Raw genomic sequence first — 15,989 nt, forward strand, 5'->3', positions numbered from 1 at the left:
ATATGTATCCAGTCAATTTCTCTGCATTCATGACGGAAGAGGACACGCTCCACGCCATCGGAGAAACCCATAGGGTTTTGGAGGATATTTATCAATGCTGGGAACAGCAGGGAACTCCCGCACTCAAAAATCTGGAGCATCCCCTTCTCTCCGACATCGACCCTGGAAGGTCGCATCCCATCGTCTTGTTGAGCGCATCCAATGGCCACGCCTGGCATTTCATTGCGCAAGCGTGCCGCAATCTCAATGTGATTGGCATCATAGACAATTATCGTGTTGGACAGGTAGAGTGCGGCATTGCAATTGGCGCGGACGAGTCCTTGTACGATTTGAAGCGCCAGCATCCTTCGCTTGTAACGGTGAACCTCGCGGTCGGTCCGGCCGGTATCCTGCATTTCCGTGTCTTAGCGGCACACGCCGGAGTGCCGTGCCTGGAACGCCCGGAAGGCCTTAGGAAGCTATCCATTCACCCTACCCACTTCTCGGAGCACGAAATCGGTGAAAAGACCATTTCCATGCTTCCGGCGCTTGTTTCGGCATCGCTGGCGGGCGGGTTGGCCGACAAGCTTTCCGAACTCACCTGCCTGCGCATCCTGTTGTACAGGATCACGCTGCGCAGGGAATTTGCATGGTCGGTCTGCATCGGCATGGAGCAGAACATCTACTGCCCGAGCATATTCAACTATACCGACAACGAAACACTTGTGGATGGCGGCGCCTTTACCGGCGACACCATCTCGTCATTTCTGAAAATCGTCGGCGGTTGGTACAACCGCATCCATGCGTTCGAGCCCGATTCCGAGAATTATGCTGAATTGGACAAAGCACTCTGCAAGCTGCCGCGTACCTATTCCTATGTGAGGGGGCTGGCTGCAAAGGCCGAGACATTGCGGTTCTCATCCCACGGCTCACCGGGTTCTCATCTGGATGAGCAGGGAACTTCTGAAGTAAAGGTGGTAGCGCTGGATGAGGTTGTCGATGAGGTGGTTACATTTTTTAAACTTAATGTCGAAGGAGCTGAGGTCGCCGCTCTGGAAGGAGCGAAACGAACGATCTCGACCCATCGACCAAAAATTGCCGCAAGCGTGGATCACTTGCCGGATGATTTGATAACCATCCCTGAAAAAATCAGAGACATTGAATCTGGTTATGACGTTTTCATCCGCCATCACTCCAATGAGTACTGGGGCGCATATTTGTACGCCCGGCCAAAGTCCTGAACACCGGCGTTGAGTTCTGCTGTCGACTGTCGTTGTCGAACCCATAATCAACTGAAAGAACGAGCCATGAAAACCGATATCGATGACATCAGAAAAAAGGTGGTACAGGCCGCAGCAGCGAACTATTCCCCGCCGAAAATTGAAGCGCTTGCCGAACGCCCGGTTTTCCTGATGGGCCCAACCTCGACCATTGGCAGTTTGTTCGGGAAACAGGTGGCAGCCGCGACGCGCGTGGTCGCCGCGGTCGACGACATTTCGAAAGACGCCTCGATTCATGGCGCTCCCCGCTGGACGAGCGCGGAATTTCTGGAGCGGGCCAAGAAATATCCCAATGCCATCGCCATCGATTTTTCCGGCGGCCCGTACGTGCGTTGGCTGGTCACCCGCCTTTGCGAGGACGCCGGCGGGGTGGAGCGGCGGGATTTTGCCTTGGTGGCGAATCAATTGAAGCTGAGTGCCGTCTTCGAGACGTGCGATGTGTACCGTGATCGCACCTTGGGGCGCATGGACGAGTTTCTCGCCGTCGCGGATCGATTCACCGATGAACTCAGCCGGGCAACATTGTATTCAAATCTACTGTTTCGCCTGACCTGCGATCGTGATCATCTGCTGCCGGTGTGGAACCCTTACGATGAATATTTTGCCAGAGCGGACCATGGTCAGACGGTCACTTTCAAACCGGGGTTGAACGAGCATTTCGTGGATTGCGGAGCCCACCAGGGCACGATTATCCAAAGGCTGTTGGGGGCCACGGGAGGACGCTACAAGAGCATCACCGCGTTCGAGCCGGATCGCATCAATTTTGAAAAGCTCCAGAATCTGGTGCCGATGCCCTTGCCCAATTACAAACCGATCAACAAGGCGGTTTCCAATAAGCACGAAAAGCTGCGTTTCGTGGAAACCGGCACGATGTCGAGTTACGTTTCCGCCAACGGCAACACCGTCGTCCAGACGACCACGTTGGACGATGAAGTCGAGCAGGCCACCTTCCTCAAGATGGATATCGAGGGCTTCGAAAGCAAGGCATTGCAAGGGTCGACGCGGCTGCTCGCACAGCGACCGCGGGTCGCTGTTTGCGTGTACCACCTCGCACATGATTTGCTGGATGTGTTGAGTGTGCTGGACAAGAACGTCGAGAACTACCACTACAAGTTGCGCCAGCACTACGCCGGCTGGTATTACGACTTGGTCCTGTACGGGTCGCCGGTCGATGGAGTCGACGCTCCGTCTTGGGCCGCTTGAGCGCAGCACATTGCCAAATGAACGTGGGCGTCCGAGCCCCCGTCATTGCGATGCTGGGTTTGACGGGCGAAGGTCAACTCTTCATCTTTCGTGGAGAGTAGGCACGGCCGACGCTGGTGGTGGCTCAAGCAGTTCCTTGTGGGCGCAGCGGGCGACCCCGTGGCAACCGTGGGCAGTTGCGCGTCAACGTGCGGCGCCTGGTGGCACCCGCCGAGGCTGCGCATCTGGTGCCGGCGGCCAAGCACACAGCCGACGTGATCCTGCTGCCCGGCCCCGCCCGGCATGTGCGATGGCGCAGACCTCCGGGCCGTGGTTGCGATCGGGATGTCGGCTGGCGGCACCCAGGCGCTGGATGCGATCGCCCAGGAGACCGTGAAGCAGCGGCAGGCCGCAACGCAGAACGGCCCCGCAGGGCCGTTCGTGCAGCGTGGGCGCGGCCTTACTGCTGCAGCAACTGCAACACCTGCTGCGGCAGCTGATTCGCCTGGGCCACCATCGCTGTGCCCGCCTGCTGCAGGATCTGCGTGCGCGACAGGTTGGCGGTTTCCTTGGCGAAATCGGCGTCGACGATGCGTCCGCGCGCAGCGGCCAGGTTCTCGATCTGGATCTCGATGTTGGCCACCGAACTCTCGAACCGGCTCTGTAGCGCACCGAGGTCGGCGCGCGCGTTGTTGACCTGGTCGATGGCGCCGTCGATCTTCTTCAGCGCCACCCAGGCGTCACGCTGCGTGGCGATGGTCATGGTGTCGATGCCCTGCAGCGACTTCGGATCGGTTTCGGCGGCGACCGTCGGGGTGAAGCCCGTGTCCGCCGCGCTGAAGCCGGTGAAGGTCACGGCCTTGGGCACGCCGGCGGTGTCCAGCTGTCCCGACATGATGTCGATCGAGTACAGGCCGGTTTCTTCGCGTGTCAGGAAGGCGGTGACTCCGGTGTCGGCGGACTTCCGGTTGATCGCCTCGACGATCTGGCCCATGCGCTCTGCGCCGGAGCTCGCGGACTGGATCGGCCCCAGGTCGATGGCCGAGGCGCCGGCGACCTGGACGCTCAGCGAGCCGGCCGCAAGCGGCTCCAGGTTGGTGACGACGGCCGCGTCGATGCCGGCCGCGCTGCCGGTCGCGTAGGCGATGCGCGAGAGCCCGTCGGCGGTGGTGTCGGTCAGCGCGCCGACGGTGATGTTGTCGCCCGAGTTCGCGCCGACCTGGAACACGGCACCCGAGAACGTGCCGTCCAGGATCTTGGTGCCGTTGAAGGTGGTCTGCTTGGCCACGCGGTCGACTTCGTCGATCAGCTGCGCCACTTCTGCTTGCAGTGCCGCGCGGTCGGCCTTGCTGTTGGTCGCGTTGCCGGCCTGCACCGCCAGTTCGCGCATGCGCTGCAGCATGTCGCCGACCTTGCCCAGCGCGCCTTCGGCCGTCTGCGCCAGCGAAATGCCGTCATTGGAATTGCGCGCCGCCACGGTCTGGCCGCGCACTTGGGTGTTCATGCGCTCGGCAATGGCCAGGCCTGCGGCATCGTCCTTGGCGCTGTTCACGCGCAGGCCGGACGACAGGCGCTGCATGGAAGTCGCCAGCGAGCCTTGGGACGTGCCCAGGTTGCGCTGGGCATTCAGCGAAACGATGTTGGTGTTGATGGTCGAGGCCATGCGGTTACTCCTGCGTGTCCGGGGTGGTGGGACCGGTTCGGGATGCGGGAGGCGTCCCGTCGGCGCCCACGTTCCTGGGCGTGCTGGCAATTTTGGAGAGGCGCGGCCAACGCATACGCTTGAAAAGCGTTCGAAATTTCCGCCTTTTCTGCGCTCTGGATGCAACAGGGGCTCAAGTTTTCGCCAGGGGGTCCGAAAACCTGTGCAATGGGTTCGCAAGGACCTGTTGGCCGGCACAGTGGAAGAGAAAGTCCTTTGAATTCAATGGTTTCTCCCCGCCACCGGTCAGGGCGGCCAGCGCGGTGCTGGCGTTGTGATCGGCGTTTTGCCGCTATTTTTGGAGTCTTCTCATGGCCTCGACCATCAACACCAACGTCGTTTCGCTGAATGCGCAGCGCAACCTGGGTTCTTCCCAAAGCTCTTTGTCGGTTTCCATGCAGCGCCTGTCATCCGGCCTGCGCGTGAACAGCGCGAAGGACGATGCTGCCGGCCTGGCGATTTCCGAGCGCATGAACACGCAGATCCGCGGCAACACGGTCGCGGCGCGCAATGCCAACGACGGCATCTCGCTGGCGCAAACCGCTGAAGGCGCGCTGGGCAAGGTCGGCGACATGCTGCAGCGCATGCGTGAACTGGCGGTGCAGGCCGGCAACGCGACCAACAGCACGGCCGACCGCAAGGCGCTGCAGGCCGAAGTGGCCCAGCTGATCGACGAAGTCGACCGGGTGGCCAAGCAGACCAGTTTCAACGGTGCCAAGATTTTGGATGGCTCGTTCTCTGGCGCCGTGTTCCAGGTCGGTGCCAACTCTGGCGACAACATCACCATCGGCGCGCTGACGGACTCAACGGCCGACGGCCTGTCGAAGATCGCCTACTCCACCGGCAGCGCCGCCAACATCAACGCGGAAACGGTGGTCACGGGTTTTGACACCGAGATCGCGGACGGTACGTTGAGCATCGCGGTCGCTGGCACCACAGTGGAGCTGGGCACCATCAGCGCCGCCAGCTCCGGCGCCGAGCGCCTGGGTCAGGTCGTCGAGGCGATCAACCGCAAGTCCGCCGACACTGGCGTGACCGCCTTTTTGACGCGCAACAACGATGGCACCTACACCGCCGAAGTGATGTCGTCCAAGCTCGACGCGAACGGCGACCCGGAAGCCGTGACATTCACCGGCTTCGCCGCTGCAGATACTGGCTTCGTGCCGGCAGTCACTGCTGCGACCGGCGACAACATCGAGGGCATCGATACCCTGACCGTCGACACGCAGGCCAATGCCTGGGTCGCACTCAAGAAGATCGACAGCGCGATCGACCAGGTCAACAACGCCCGTGCCGACCTGGGTGCCCTGCAAAGCCGCTTCGAGAACTCGGTGGGCTCCATCGAGATCCAGGTGGAAAACCTCTCGGCTTCCCGCGGCCGCATCGTGGACGCTGACTTCGCCAAGGAAACCGCCAACCTGTCGCGTACCCAGATCCTGCAGCAGGCCGGTACCGCCATGGTGGCCCAGGCCAACCAGCTGCCCCAGGGCGTGCTGGCCCTGCTGCAGTAAGCAGCCACCGAGGAGCATCCGGGAATCGGGTGCTTTTCGGCGCTTTCGATGGCGGGCACGGGTGCTACCCTGTCCGCCGTTTTGCGTTTGTGCGCTTTGAGCGCTAGGAGATTGGCATGGCAATCACATCGGTCGGTATCGGCAGTGGCCTCGAGGTCGAGGACATCATCAGCAAGCTGGTGGCGCTGGAGAAGAAGCCGCTCGAAGGATTGCAGGCCAAGGCCGAAAAGATCCAGACCAAGGTGTCTTCCTTTGCCGAGATCAAGTCGCTGGTCTCCACCTTGCAGGATGCAGCCTCCAAGCTGGCACTGGACAGCGGCTGGAATGCGCTGGCGGTCAAGTCGTCCAAGGAATCGGCGGTTTCGGTCAGCGTCTCCGGCATCGCTGCCGCCACCAGCTTCTCGGTCGGCGTGCAGAAGCTGGCGCAGTCGCAATCCACCGTGTCCACTGCCATCTCCGCGGGCGGCACCATCGGTTCGGGCCAGCTGACACTGGAGCTGGGCAGCTGGAATGCCGGGGTGTTCACCGCCGGCACGGCGGCAGCTGTCAATGTCACGGTCGGTGCGAACGACACGCTGGCCCAGGTGGCTGCCAAGATCAACGACTCCGGCGCCGGGGTCGTGGCCACGGTGTTGAGCGACGCCTCCGGCGACCGCCTGATGCTGCGCTCCAAGGACACCGGTGCGGTCTCCGGCTTCCGCATCACCGCCGCTGACAGCGACGGCAACAACGCCGACAACGCCGGCCTGTCGCGGCTGGCGTTCGACCTGGCCCAGCCCACAGTGGGCATGGCGGCCAACACCTACCAGGCCGCGCAGGACGCGGTGGCGACGATCAACGGCATCACCGTGACGTCGGCCAAGAACCAGCTGGTCAATGCCGTGCCGGGCCTGACGATTTCGCTGAACGAGGTCACGCCTGTCGGCGCCGACGCGCTGATCACCAGCACCGTCGACAAGGAGGCGATGACCAAGAACATCCAGGAGTTCGTCGACGCGTACAACGCGATCAACACGCTGCTGGCCGATTCCACCAAGTACGACAGCGAGACCAAGACGGCGGGCGACCTGCAGGGCGACTCCACGGCGGTGGGGCTGCGCAACAGCCTGCGTTCCGTGCTCACGGCGAACGGGGGCAGCGGCAACGTGTTCAATTCCTTGTCCGACATTGGCATCACGATGGCGCGCGACGGCAACCTGGCCATCAACGGCTCCAAGCTCAGCACCTCGCTGGGTGACCTGGAGAACGTCAAGAAGCTCTTCATCCAGCGCAATGAGGATGGCAGCAGCACGGGCTTGGCCGCGCGCATGAAGAGCTATACCGGCACCTTGCTGTCGTTCGACGGCTTGCTCAACAACAAGACCGATGCGCTGGGGCGCGAGTCCGATCGCAATCTGGACCAGCAGGACAAGATCAACGACCGCGCCACCCTGGCCGAAGCCCGGCTGCGCAAGACCTACACCGCGCTGGACGTGAAGATGGGCTCGCTGCAGGCCCTGGCCAACTACATGGACCAGCAAGTCTCGCAGTGGAACAAGAAGAACGACTGAGGCGGATTTTTCACGCGCACAACGCTTGAGTCCGGGCACGGCCTGCCGATAACCACAACATCAACGACAGTTTCATGGGCTCTTCGATGTTCACTTCGGTCAGTTCCCGCTCCGCAGCGGCCTACAAGCGCGTTGGCACCCAGACCAGCGTGGAAGGCGCCAGCCCCCATCAGCTGATTTGCCTGCTTTATGAGGCCTTGCTTGGCGCATTGCGCCAGTCCCACGCAGCCACAATGCGTGGCGACAACGAGACCAAGGGCAAGGAAATCGGCAAGGCCGTGCGCATCCTCGAGGAAGGCCTGAAGGCCGCCCTCAACGACGCAGCAGGCGGCGAGCTGGCGACCAACCTGCGCGGTGTCTACAACTACAGCATCAGCCGACTCACAAGAGCCAACATCCACAACGACGCGCCGATGATCCAAGAAGTGATTGACCTGATCGTGCCGGTCTACGGCGCCTGGAAGAGCATTGCCAACCCAGCCGGCCAGCCGGCCGTTTCCTGAGCAGCACCATGTCGCACATGCTCATCGACTACTACAAGGCCATCGAGGACAGCAGCGTCAAGATGCTGCGGGCCGCCCAGCAGGAAGATTGGGACGAGGTGGTGCGCCATGAGGGCGCCTGCGCGGTGCTGATCGAGCAGCTGCGCCACCAGTCGCAGACCGAGCAGCTGACGGCCGAGCACCGCAAGGAGAAGGCGCGCATCATGCAGCGCATCCTGCGCAACGACGCCGAGATCCGCTGCCTGACGGAGCCCTGGCTCACGCAGTTCGAATACATGATGGAAAGCCGCCCGCAGCTGCTGCACTGAGCCAGACCAGCCGGTGGCCCTGCGCCACCGCCAAAGCAAAGAGCCGCCCGATGGGCGGCTCTTGTCGTTTGAGGGGTGTGCGGGGGCTCAGACCTGCATGTTCATGATGTCCGTGTAGGCCTGCACCATGCGGTTGCGCACGTGCAGCGTGGCCTGGAAGCCGATCTGCGCCTTCTGGATCGCCACCATGGTCTCTTCCAGGCTGACCTGCGGGTTCTCCAGCTGCACCTCGCGCGAGAGCCGGCCGGATTCGCCCTGGGCGCCGCTCACGGACACCAGCGCGCTCTTGAGCGCGGTGGAGAAGCCGGCCTGCTCCTTGGGCTCGGCCACGACGCCGCGCGCGGCCGCGCCAGCCGCCGGTGCCGGGCGGGCGACGGCGGAGCCGATCGAGGGGGTGAGGCGAAGATCCATGGCGCAGTCCTGGCAGGTGTGATGGCGGCAATCCTAGTGGCCGCCAGCCGCCGCCATGGGCCGAAATGCTGGCCAATCCGCGCGCTTATCCGGCGAAGAATCCGGCCGGATCTCAGAATAATCCGCCGCATCACTCCCAATGCGTACGTCCGCCCCGCGCGGCGTGCCCCAAGACGATGTCTGCCGTTGCCGAACTTCCTGCCGGTCCTCTGGTCCCCGCTCCCGCGGAACCCGCTGCCGCGGGTGCGCTCGCCAAATCGCCGCTGGCCGAGCGGCTGGCACGGCTCGACCGCGCCCAGCGCATCCGGCTCGGGCTGGGCATCGGCCTCTTGCTGCTGGTCATCGTGGCGGGCTTCATGATGGGCAACCGCACCGCCTACCGAACGCTCTACAACGGCCTGACGGACAAGGACGGCGGCGCCATCGTGGCCCAGCTCACGCAGATGAACGTGCCCTACAAGTATTCGGAGAACGGCGGCTCCATCCTGGTGCCGGAAGACCGTGTGCACGACGCACGCCTGCGCCTGGCCTCGCTGGGCCTGCCCAAGGGCTCGGTCACGGGCTTCGAGCTCATGGAGAGCAACCGCTTCGGGATGACGCAGTTCCAGGAGCGGCTGACCTTCCAGCGCGGCCTGGAAGGCGAGCTCACGCGCTCGATCCAGTCCATCGCGTCGGTGGAAAGTGCGCGCGTGCACCTGGCGCTGCCGAACCAGAACGGCTTCTTCCGCGAGCAGCAAAAGCCCTCGGCCTCGGTGCTGATCACGCTGCGCGCAGGCCGCACCCTGGACCGTGCGCAACTGGCTGGCATCGTGCACCTGGTGGCCTCCAGCGTGCCCGAGATGAACCCCTCGGCCGTCAGCGTGCTCGACGACACCGGCAAGCTGCTCTCGGGCGCGCCCGAGTCGGGCAGCGGCGTGGATGCGCAGCAGCTGCAGTACGTCTCGCTGATCGAGCAGCAGTACACCCGCCGCATCATGGACATCCTGGAGCCCGTGGTCGGCCGCAACAACGTGAAGGCCCAGGTCACGGCCGAGGTCGACTTCTCCCAGACCGAGCAGACCAGCGAGCAGCACCGGCCCAACCTGTCGGCCGACGCCAGCGCCGTGCGCAGCCAGCAGGTGGTGGAAACCACCACCGGCCCGCAGGCGGGCCAGCCCTCGGGCGTGCCGGGCGCGGTGTCCAACCAGCCGCCGCAACCGGCTGCGGCGCCCATCAACGGCCAGGCCCAGCAGCTCCAGGCCTCTGGCGGCGCCCAGGGCGGCCCCAGCAACAGCAAGCGCGAGTCCATCACCAACTACGAGGTCGACAAGACCGTGCGCGTGGTGCGCGGCGGCTCCGGCGGCATCAAGCGCCTATCGGCCGCCGTGGTGGTCAACCACCAGGCCGCCACCGACGAGAAGGGCAACCCGACCACGCGGGCGCTGACGGCCGACCAGATCACCCAGATGACGGCGCTGGTGCGTGAAACCATTGGTTTCAGCCAGGACCGCGGCGATTCGGTCAACATCATGAATGCCGCCTTCGTGCAGACGGTGGAGCCGAGCGACCAGCGGCCGCTGTGGCAGCAGGTCGCCACGGTGGAGAACCTGCGCAGCTTCGCCTGGCCCATCGGCATGCTGCTGCTGGCCCTGGTCGTGCTGTTCGGCCTGGTGCGCCCCGGCTTCAAGGCCATGCAGCCGCCCAAGCCCGCGCCGGCGCTGGCCGACGGCAGCGGCACCCCGGGCGGCCCGGATGGCGGCGGGCAGCTCGACGCACTGGTGGCCGACGACGCCGAGCGCCCGGCGCTGGGCGGCCCGGCCCTGGGCGATGCTGTCGAACTGCAGCCCACCGACCACCAGCTGCGCCTGGAAGCGGCGCGCAAGCTGGCGCTGGAGAATCCGATCGCGGTGGCCAACATCGTGAAGGACTGGATCAACGGCGAATCCGCTTCTTCCTGAACGGAGTAAGAACATGGATGAAGAAGGTCTGACCGACGCCGCCATCTTCCTGATGTCGCTGGGCGAAGAAGAAGCGGCCGAGGTGTTCAAGCACCTCTCGCCCAAGGAGGTGCAGCGCCTGGGCGAGACCATCGCCCGCACCCGCACCGTGCCGCGCGAGCGCGTGGAGTCGGTGGTCAGCAAGTTCACCGAGACCGCCAGCCGCCAGAGCCTGCTGGTGTCCGACACCGGCGACTACGTGAAGAATGTGCTGCGCCGCGCGCTGGGCGACGACAAGGCCTCGCTGCTGATCGACCGCATCCTGCAGGGCGGCGACATCTCCGGCATCGAAAGCCTCAAGTGGATGGACCCGCTGTCCGTGGCCGAGTTGCTGCGCAACGAGCACCCGCAGATCGTGGCCGCCATCGTCGTGCACCTGGACCACGAGCAGGCCGCCGGCGTGCTCAAGCACCTGACCGAGCGCCTGCGCAACGACGTGCTGCTGCGCGTGGCCACGCTGGAGGGCATCCAGCCCACGGCGCTGAAGGACCTCAACGAGGTGCTGTTCAAGGTGCTGGCCGGCGGCGACAAGATCCGCAAGTCCTCGCTGGGCGGCGTCAAGGCCGCGGCGGAGATCATCAACTTCCTGGGCACCAACGTGGAGGGCACGGTGATCGAGTCCATCCGCGGCCACGACCCGGACCTGGCGCAGAAGATCATGGACAAGATGTTCGTCTTCGACGACCTCTTGAACCTGGACAACAAGTCCATGCAGCTCATGCTCAAGGAAGTGCAGTCCGATGCACTCATCGCCGCCCTCAAGGGCGCCGCGCCCGAGCTCAAGGAGAAGATCCTGGGCAACATGTCCAGCCGTGCCGCGGAGTCCATGCGCGAAGACCTGGAGTCGCGCGGCCCGATGCGCCTGTCCGAGGTCGAGGCGCAGCAGAAGGAAATCTTGAAGACCGTGCGCCGCCTGGCCGACGAAGGCCAGATCGTGCTGGCCGGCGGCGGCGATGACGCCCTGATCTGATGTCCACTGCCCACCACCGCATGTACACCCGCTTCATCCCTGGCGAGGAGATCGGCGTGGTCGCGGCCTGGAAGTTCGGCCGCCTGGGCGGCGACGAGCCGGAGCCGGAGCCGCTGCTGGAGGCTGCGCCGCCCGCGCCGGAGCTGGAACCCGAGCCCGAGCCGGAGCCCGAGGAAGCCCGCCTGCAGCGCGCCTACGACGCCGGCCATGCCGCCGGCTATGCCAGCGGCCATGCCGATGCGGCGCGTGTGGGCCACGAGCAGCTGGACGCCTATGTCGGGGGCCAGGGCCGCGAGAACGCGGCCCAGCTGGCGGCCGTGGTGCAGCAGTTGCAGCAGCGGCTGGCGGACTGCGAGCAGCGCCAGGCACGCCAGGTGCTGGATCTGGCCGCCGAGCTGGCACGCCAGATCGTGCGCCGCGAACTGAGCGTGCAGCCCGATGCCGTGCTGCCCGTGGTGCGCGAGGCGCTGGCGCTGCTGGGCACGGAGCACAAGGCCGCCACCGTGAAGCTGCATGCCGAAGACCTCGCGGTGGTGGAGACAGCGCTGCGCGAGGAGCACGCGGCGCTGCAGGTGAACTGGATGGCCGACGCCCAGGTGGAGCGGGGCGGTTGCCTGGTCGAGTCCGCGGGCACCGTGGTCGACGGGCGGCTGCCGGCGCGCTGGCGCCGGGCGCTGGCACAGCTGGGCCTGGACGCGCCCTGGCAGCAGGAAGCTGGCGATGCCTGAAGTAGACGCCCCTGCAGCCTCCTGGGATGGCCTGCTGGACACCGCCCTGGCGCGCGTGCGCGCCGGCACCACGCTGGAAGTGCGGGGCACGCTCACGCGGCTGGCCGGCCTGGTGCTGGAGGCCACGGGCGTGCGCGTGCCGGTCGGCTCGCAGGTCCACATCCAGATGCCGGGCCAGGCCCCGGTGCTGGCCGAGGTCGTGGGCTTCGCGGGCGAGCGCGCCTTCCTGATGCCGGCCGGCGATGTGCATGGCCTGTCGCGCGGCGCCAGCGTCACGCCGGCACCGCCCTATGTGCCCATGCCGCGCCTGGGCGATGTGCCAGACGGCGCGGCTCCGCCGGCCGAGGGTGTGCTGCGCCTGCCGCTGGGCGACGGCTTGCTGGGCCGCGTGGTCGACGCCCAGGGCCTGCCCATGGACCACCAGGGGCCGGTGCGCGATGTGCGGGCCCTGCCGATGGACCGCCAGCCCATCAACGCGATGGACCGCGACCCCGTGCGCACGGTGCTGGACACCGGCGTGCGCGCGATCAACGCCATGCTCACCGTGGGCCGCGGCCAGCGCCTGGGCCTGTTCGCCGGCTCCGGCGTGGGCAAGAGCGTGCTGCTGGGCATGATGGCGCGCTACACCGCGGCCGACGTGATCGTGGTCGGCCTGATCGGCGAACGCGGCCGCGAGGTCAAGGAGTTCGTCGAGGACATCCTGGGCGAGGACGGCCGAGCGCGTTCTGTCGTGGTGGCCGCGCCGTCCGACGCGCCGCCGCTGCTGCGCATGCAGGGCGCAGCCTATGCCACCGCCGTGGCCGAATACTTCCGCGACCAGGGCAAGCATGTGCTGCTGCTCATGGATTCGCTCACGCGCTACGCCATGGCCCAGCGCGAGATCGCACTGGCCATCGGCGAGCCGCCCGCCACCAAAGGCTACCCGCCCTCGTGCTTCGCCAAGCTGCCGGGCCTCGTGGAGCGCAGTGGCAACGGCAAGGACGGCCATGGCTCGATCACGGCCTTCTACACCGTGCTGTCCGAGGGAGACGACCAGCAGGACCCGATCGCCGATGCGGCGCGCGCCATCCTGGACGGGCACATCGTGCTGTCGCGCGCGCTGGCCGAGTCGGGCCACTACCCGGCCATCGACATCGAGCAATCGGCCTCGCGCGTGATGCACAACGTGGTGAGCCAGGAGCACTTCCTGCTGGCCCGGCATTTCCGCGCCGTCTACTCGCGCTACCAGAAGGGCCGCGACCTCGTGCAGATCGGCGCCTACGCGCCCGGCGCCGACCCGCAGCTCGACGAAGCCGTTCGGCTGGCGCCCGGCATGGCCGAGTTCCTGCAGCAAGACATGTTCGCCTGCTCGCCGATGCAGCAGAGCGTGCGCCAGATGGCAATGGCACTCGATCCCGACGGGGCCTGAGCAGCATGTCCAAGCAACTGCTCAAGACCCTGGCCCTGGCCATCGAACTGGCCGAGCGCCGGCGCGATGCCGCCAGCCGGGCGCTGGGCCAGGCCCAGCAGCGCCGCGTCGCGGCCGAGCAGCAGCTCGCTCAGCTGAGTGGCTACGCCCAGGAGACCGAGCAGCGCTGGGAATCGCAGGCACGCATCAGCGCGCTGCCCGAACTCATGCTGCACCACCACCGCTTCATGGCCAGGCTGGACGAGGCCATCGCCATGCAGCGCCGCGCCGTGGCCGAGCAACTGCGCCGCGAGGAGATGGCGCGCCAGGCGCTGCTGCAGGCCGAGTTGCGCGTGGCGACGCTGCGCCAGGCGGTGCTCCGCAAGGAAGAGGCGATGGCCGTGGTGCAGACACGCCGCGACCAGCGGCAGACCGATGAAATGGCCGCCGTGCGCCACGCCCTGACGCGGCGCCAGCAGGCCGAGGAGGAAGAACATGGGCATTGAAAAAGGAGCGCCTGCGGGCCATGCGGGCGCCGCGGCGCAGCGGCCCGCAGGCGGCGCCAAGGCCGCAGGGCAGGCCGCGGCCAGCGGCGACTTCCTGGCCCTGATGGCGGCCCTGGAAGACGGGCTGGGCCTGGGCCTGGCCGAGGGCGATGCCGCTGGCGTGTTGCCTGGCGCGGCCCAGCCCGAAGGCAAGCGTGCCCGGCGTGGTGCGGACGCGCTCCCCGCCGACGCCCAACCGGCCGACGCGGCGGCCCTGGCCCTGTTGCTGCCGGTGCCGGTGCCGGCCTCGGGCTCGGGCTCGGGCTCGGGCTCGGGCTCGCCCGGCCTGGCGCAGCCGCCGTCCACCGCAGTGGCGGCCGAGGCCGCCGCGGCCCCGGTGGTGGCGCAGCCCGATGGCGGCACCCCCATCGGTGCCGGCAGCGGCGCAGCGGAGCGCCAGAGCGCGCCCACAACGCAGGGAGCGCAGCCGGCGCAGGCGACACCCCTCGCTGGCCTGCCCGCGCCGGACACCGCCACCGTGGCCGATCCGCGTCTCGCACCGCAGTACGCCAGCGTGTTCGAGCAACTCCAGCAGCATCTGGCCGCGCGCGAGCAGGCGGCACCCGAGCCGGCCTTGCGGCAGGGGGCCGCGGTGTCCGCATGGTCTGGCCAACCGCGCGAGATGCGCGAGCCGGCCCGGGCCGAGCGGGCCCTGCCAGGCCCCCTGCGCGCCGACGCCCAGGCGGTGGTGCCGGAGCTGGCCAGCGTGGGCGGCGCTGCAGGCGCTCGCCGCGGCGGACAGGACACCGCCGGCGATGGCGCGGGCCAGCACGGCGGCTCCCATGGCGCTGCCGGCTGGGCGGCGCCGGACTTCACGCCCACCGTGCAGTACGACGCAGCCCTGTCCAACCTCGATGCCGCGGCGCAGCCCGACACCGCCTTCGACCGGCAACTGGCCGACCAACTGCGCCAGTGGGCCAGCCAGGGCGTGCGCAGCGCCGAACTGACGGTGGGCACCAGCGAGCCGGTGCAGGTGCGCATCGCGCTGGACGGCAACGAAGCCCAGGTGCAGTTCCGCGCCGAGCATGCCGCCACGCGCGACATGCTGGCCGGCAGCGTGGACCAGCTGCGCGAGCTGCTCGGCGCACAGGGCCTGGTGCTGTCCGGCGTGTCGGTCGGTGCGCATGGCGCCCACGACGGCCGTGGCCAGCCGCAAGCGGATGCCGGTGCCGGGGCCGCGCGCCAGCCGGCCGCGCAAGCCGCGGCGCCTGCCGAGGCGGTGGCCGCTGCGCCGCGCCGCCCGGCCGGTGCGCTGGACCTCTACGTCTGAAGAAGGCAAGCTATATATGCCTGTTTTCCCAGCCTAATCCGCTGATCGGTCTGTCGATCCGGGTCAATAATCCGGGCAGAACCGATCCCAGCCCCGAAGACAAAAGGAAATCGCCGTGTCCGCTCCTGCTGCCGCCGACGCCGCACCCAAGCCCAAGGGCAAGAAGCCCCTGATCCTGGGTGTCGTGGCTGTCCTGTTGCTGGCCGCGGCTGGCGCGGCCTGGATGCTGCTCGGCCGCGGCCACGCCGACGAGGAAGAGGCGGACGCTGCGCCGCCCGCCGCCCATGCCAAGAAGGGCAAGGAGGCGCAACCGCCCGTCTACCTGCCGCTGGAGAACATGGTGGTGAACCTGGCCGACGCCGGTGGCGAGAAGTTCGCCCAGGTCGGCGTGACGCTGGAGGTCATGGACCAGAAGACCTCCGACCAGGTCAAGGCGCACCTTCCCGGCATCCGCAGTTCGGTGCTGATGCTGGTGTCGCAACGGACCTCGGAAGAGCTGCTCACGCGCGACGGCAAGGAAAAGCTCGCCCACGACATCCTGCGCGAAGCCTCGGCGCCATTGGGCTATGAGGTCGAGGAAGACGAGCCGCCGGCCCCGGAAGGCAAGCCGCGCAAGCGTCCGCGCCCAGCCGCGTTCAACCCGATCTACCGCGTGCTGTTCTCCAGTTTCATCATCCAGTGAAGCCA

The 15,989-nt window shown here is 66.6% G+C and carries 15 protein-coding genes; 13 read left to right on the top strand and 2 right to left on the bottom strand.

Annotation, left to right across the window (positions count from 1 at the left end):
* Nucleotides 1-2: 2 nt before the first annotated feature.
* Nucleotides 3-1,220: an FkbM family methyltransferase gene (locus DES41_RS29100; protein ID WP_114471101.1), complete on the top strand. Its 1,218-nt coding sequence runs from the start codon at nt 3-5 to the stop codon at nt 1,218-1,220.
* A gap of 66 nt (nt 1,221-1,286) precedes the next feature.
* Complete coding sequence (locus DES41_RS29105) at nt 1,287-2,462, top strand: FkbM family methyltransferase (RefSeq protein WP_211333108.1); 1,176 nt, start codon at nt 1,287-1,289, stop codon at nt 2,460-2,462.
* A gap of 439 nt (nt 2,463-2,901) precedes the next feature.
* Here DES41_RS29105 and DES41_RS29110 read toward each other — a convergent pair whose 3' ends face one another.
* Nucleotides 2,902-4,104 (bottom strand): flagellin N-terminal helical domain-containing protein, encoded by a 1,203-nt coding sequence (locus DES41_RS29110; protein WP_114471102.1) that lies wholly within the window; start codon nt 4,102-4,104, stop codon nt 2,902-2,904.
* 350 nt (nt 4,105-4,454) lie between these two features.
* Here DES41_RS29110 and DES41_RS29115 point away from each other — a divergent pair, with 350 nt between their 5' ends.
* From DES41_RS29115 to DES41_RS29130, 4 genes are all read left to right on the top strand, one after another.
* Nucleotides 4,455-5,654 (top strand): flagellin N-terminal helical domain-containing protein, encoded by a 1,200-nt coding sequence (locus DES41_RS29115; protein WP_114471103.1) that lies wholly within the window; start codon nt 4,455-4,457, stop codon nt 5,652-5,654.
* A gap of 116 nt (nt 5,655-5,770) precedes the next feature.
* Entirely contained in the window at nt 5,771-7,204 is a 1,434-nt protein-coding gene (fliD, locus tag DES41_RS29120; protein WP_114471104.1) for a flagellar filament capping protein FliD, read from the top strand.
* A gap of 74 nt (nt 7,205-7,278) precedes the next feature.
* The gene (fliS, locus tag DES41_RS29125; RefSeq protein WP_245965916.1) at nt 7,279-7,707 is read left to right on the top strand and encodes a flagellar export chaperone FliS; all 429 of its coding nucleotides are present in this window, start codon (nt 7,279-7,281) and stop codon (nt 7,705-7,707) included.
* Between the two features lie 8 nt (nt 7,708-7,715).
* Nucleotides 7,716-8,015: a flagellar protein FliT gene (locus DES41_RS29130; RefSeq protein WP_114471105.1), complete on the top strand. Its 300-nt coding sequence runs from the start codon at nt 7,716-7,718 to the stop codon at nt 8,013-8,015.
* A gap of 87 nt (nt 8,016-8,102) precedes the next feature.
* Here the strand turns inward: DES41_RS29130 and fliE are convergent, their stop codons facing one another.
* The gene (fliE, locus tag DES41_RS29135; RefSeq protein ID WP_114471106.1) at nt 8,103-8,426 is read right to left on the bottom strand and encodes a flagellar hook-basal body complex protein FliE; all 324 of its coding nucleotides are present in this window, start codon (nt 8,424-8,426) and stop codon (nt 8,103-8,105) included.
* 176 nt (nt 8,427-8,602) lie between these two features.
* On the opposite strand from fliE, the gene fliF reads away from it, so the two are divergent.
* From fliF to DES41_RS29170, 7 genes are all read left to right on the top strand, one after another.
* Nucleotides 8,603-10,363: a flagellar basal-body MS-ring/collar protein FliF gene (gene fliF, locus DES41_RS29140; protein WP_114471107.1), complete on the top strand. Its 1,761-nt coding sequence runs from the start codon at nt 8,603-8,605 to the stop codon at nt 10,361-10,363.
* Nucleotides 10,364-10,376: 13 nt separating this feature from the next.
* Complete coding sequence (gene fliG / locus DES41_RS29145; RefSeq protein WP_114471108.1) at nt 10,377-11,372, top strand: flagellar motor switch protein FliG; 996 nt, start codon at nt 10,377-10,379, stop codon at nt 11,370-11,372.
* Nucleotides 11,372-12,100, top strand: a complete 729-nt coding sequence (locus DES41_RS29150) for a FliH/SctL family protein (RefSeq protein WP_245965917.1) — start codon at nt 11,372-11,374, stop codon at nt 12,098-12,100. The genes fliG and DES41_RS29150 overlap by 1 nt, the downstream gene beginning before the upstream one ends.
* On the top strand, nt 12,093-13,508 hold the full coding sequence (fliI, locus tag DES41_RS29155) for a flagellar protein export ATPase FliI (protein WP_114471110.1): 1,416 nt from the start codon (nt 12,093-12,095) through the stop codon (nt 13,506-13,508). The genes DES41_RS29150 and fliI overlap by 8 nt, the downstream gene beginning before the upstream one ends.
* A 5-nt stretch (nt 13,509-13,513) precedes the next feature.
* The gene (gene fliJ, locus DES41_RS29160; protein WP_114471111.1) at nt 13,514-13,993 is read left to right on the top strand and encodes a flagellar export protein FliJ; all 480 of its coding nucleotides are present in this window, start codon (nt 13,514-13,516) and stop codon (nt 13,991-13,993) included.
* The gene (locus DES41_RS29165) at nt 13,983-15,302 is read left to right on the top strand and encodes a flagellar hook-length control protein FliK (protein WP_114471112.1); all 1,320 of its coding nucleotides are present in this window, start codon (nt 13,983-13,985) and stop codon (nt 15,300-15,302) included. The genes fliJ and DES41_RS29165 overlap by 11 nt, the downstream gene beginning before the upstream one ends.
* Nucleotides 15,303-15,417: 115 nt before the next feature.
* Nucleotides 15,418-15,984 carry a flagellar basal body-associated FliL family protein gene (locus tag DES41_RS29170; RefSeq protein ID WP_425466403.1) on the top strand — a complete coding sequence of 189 codons (567 nt, stop codon included), beginning with the start codon at nt 15,418-15,420 and terminating at the stop codon, nt 15,982-15,984.
* The last annotated feature ends 5 nt before the right edge of the window (nt 15,985-15,989 follow it).

Source organism: Pseudorhodoferax soli (genome assembly GCF_003337555.1).
GTDB classification, from domain to species: Bacteria; Pseudomonadota; Gammaproteobacteria; order Burkholderiales; family Burkholderiaceae_C; genus Pseudorhodoferax; species Pseudorhodoferax soli.

Bases quoted from the DNA above. Each gene is read 5' to 3' on its own strand.
- DES41_RS29165 (WP_114471112.1), top strand. From the start codon at position 13,983: ATGGGCATTGAAAAAGGAGCGCCTGCGGGCCATGCGGGCGCCGCGGCG.
- fliF (WP_114471107.1), top strand. From the start codon at position 8,603: ATGTCTGCCGTTGCCGAACTTCCTGCCGGTCCTCTGGTCCCCGCTCCC.
- DES41_RS29110 (WP_114471102.1), bottom strand. From the start codon at position 4,104: ATGGCCTCGACCATCAACACCAACATCGTTTCGCTGAATGCCCAGCGC.
- fliE (WP_114471106.1), bottom strand. From the start codon at position 8,426: ATGGATCTTCGCCTCACCCCCTCGATCGGCTCCGCCGTCGCCCGCCCG.
- DES41_RS29100 (WP_114471101.1), top strand. From the start codon at position 3: ATGTATCCAGTCAATTTCTCTGCATTCATGACGGAAGAGGACACGCTC.
- fliG (WP_114471108.1), top strand. From the start codon at position 10,377: ATGGATGAAGAAGGTCTGACCGACGCCGCCATCTTCCTGATGTCGCTG.
- fliD (WP_114471104.1), top strand. From the start codon at position 5,771: ATGGCAATCACATCGGTCGGTATCGGCAGTGGCCTCGAGGTCGAGGAC.
- fliJ (WP_114471111.1), top strand. From the start codon at position 13,514: ATGTCCAAGCAACTGCTCAAGACCCTGGCCCTGGCCATCGAACTGGCC.
- DES41_RS29130 (WP_114471105.1), top strand. From the start codon at position 7,716: ATGTCGCACATGCTCATCGACTACTACAAGGCCATCGAGGACAGCAGC.
- DES41_RS29105 (WP_211333108.1), top strand. From the start codon at position 1,287: ATGAAAACCGATATCGATGACATCAGAAAAAAGGTGGTACAGGCCGCA.
- DES41_RS29150 (WP_245965917.1), top strand. From the start codon at position 11,372: ATGTCCACTGCCCACCACCGCATGTACACCCGCTTCATCCCTGGCGAG.
- fliS (WP_245965916.1), top strand. From the start codon at position 7,279: ATGGGCTCTTCGATGTTCACTTCGGTCAGTTCCCGCTCCGCAGCGGCC.
- fliI (WP_114471110.1), top strand. From the start codon at position 12,093: ATGCCTGAAGTAGACGCCCCTGCAGCCTCCTGGGATGGCCTGCTGGAC.
- DES41_RS29115 (WP_114471103.1), top strand. From the start codon at position 4,455: ATGGCCTCGACCATCAACACCAACGTCGTTTCGCTGAATGCGCAGCGC.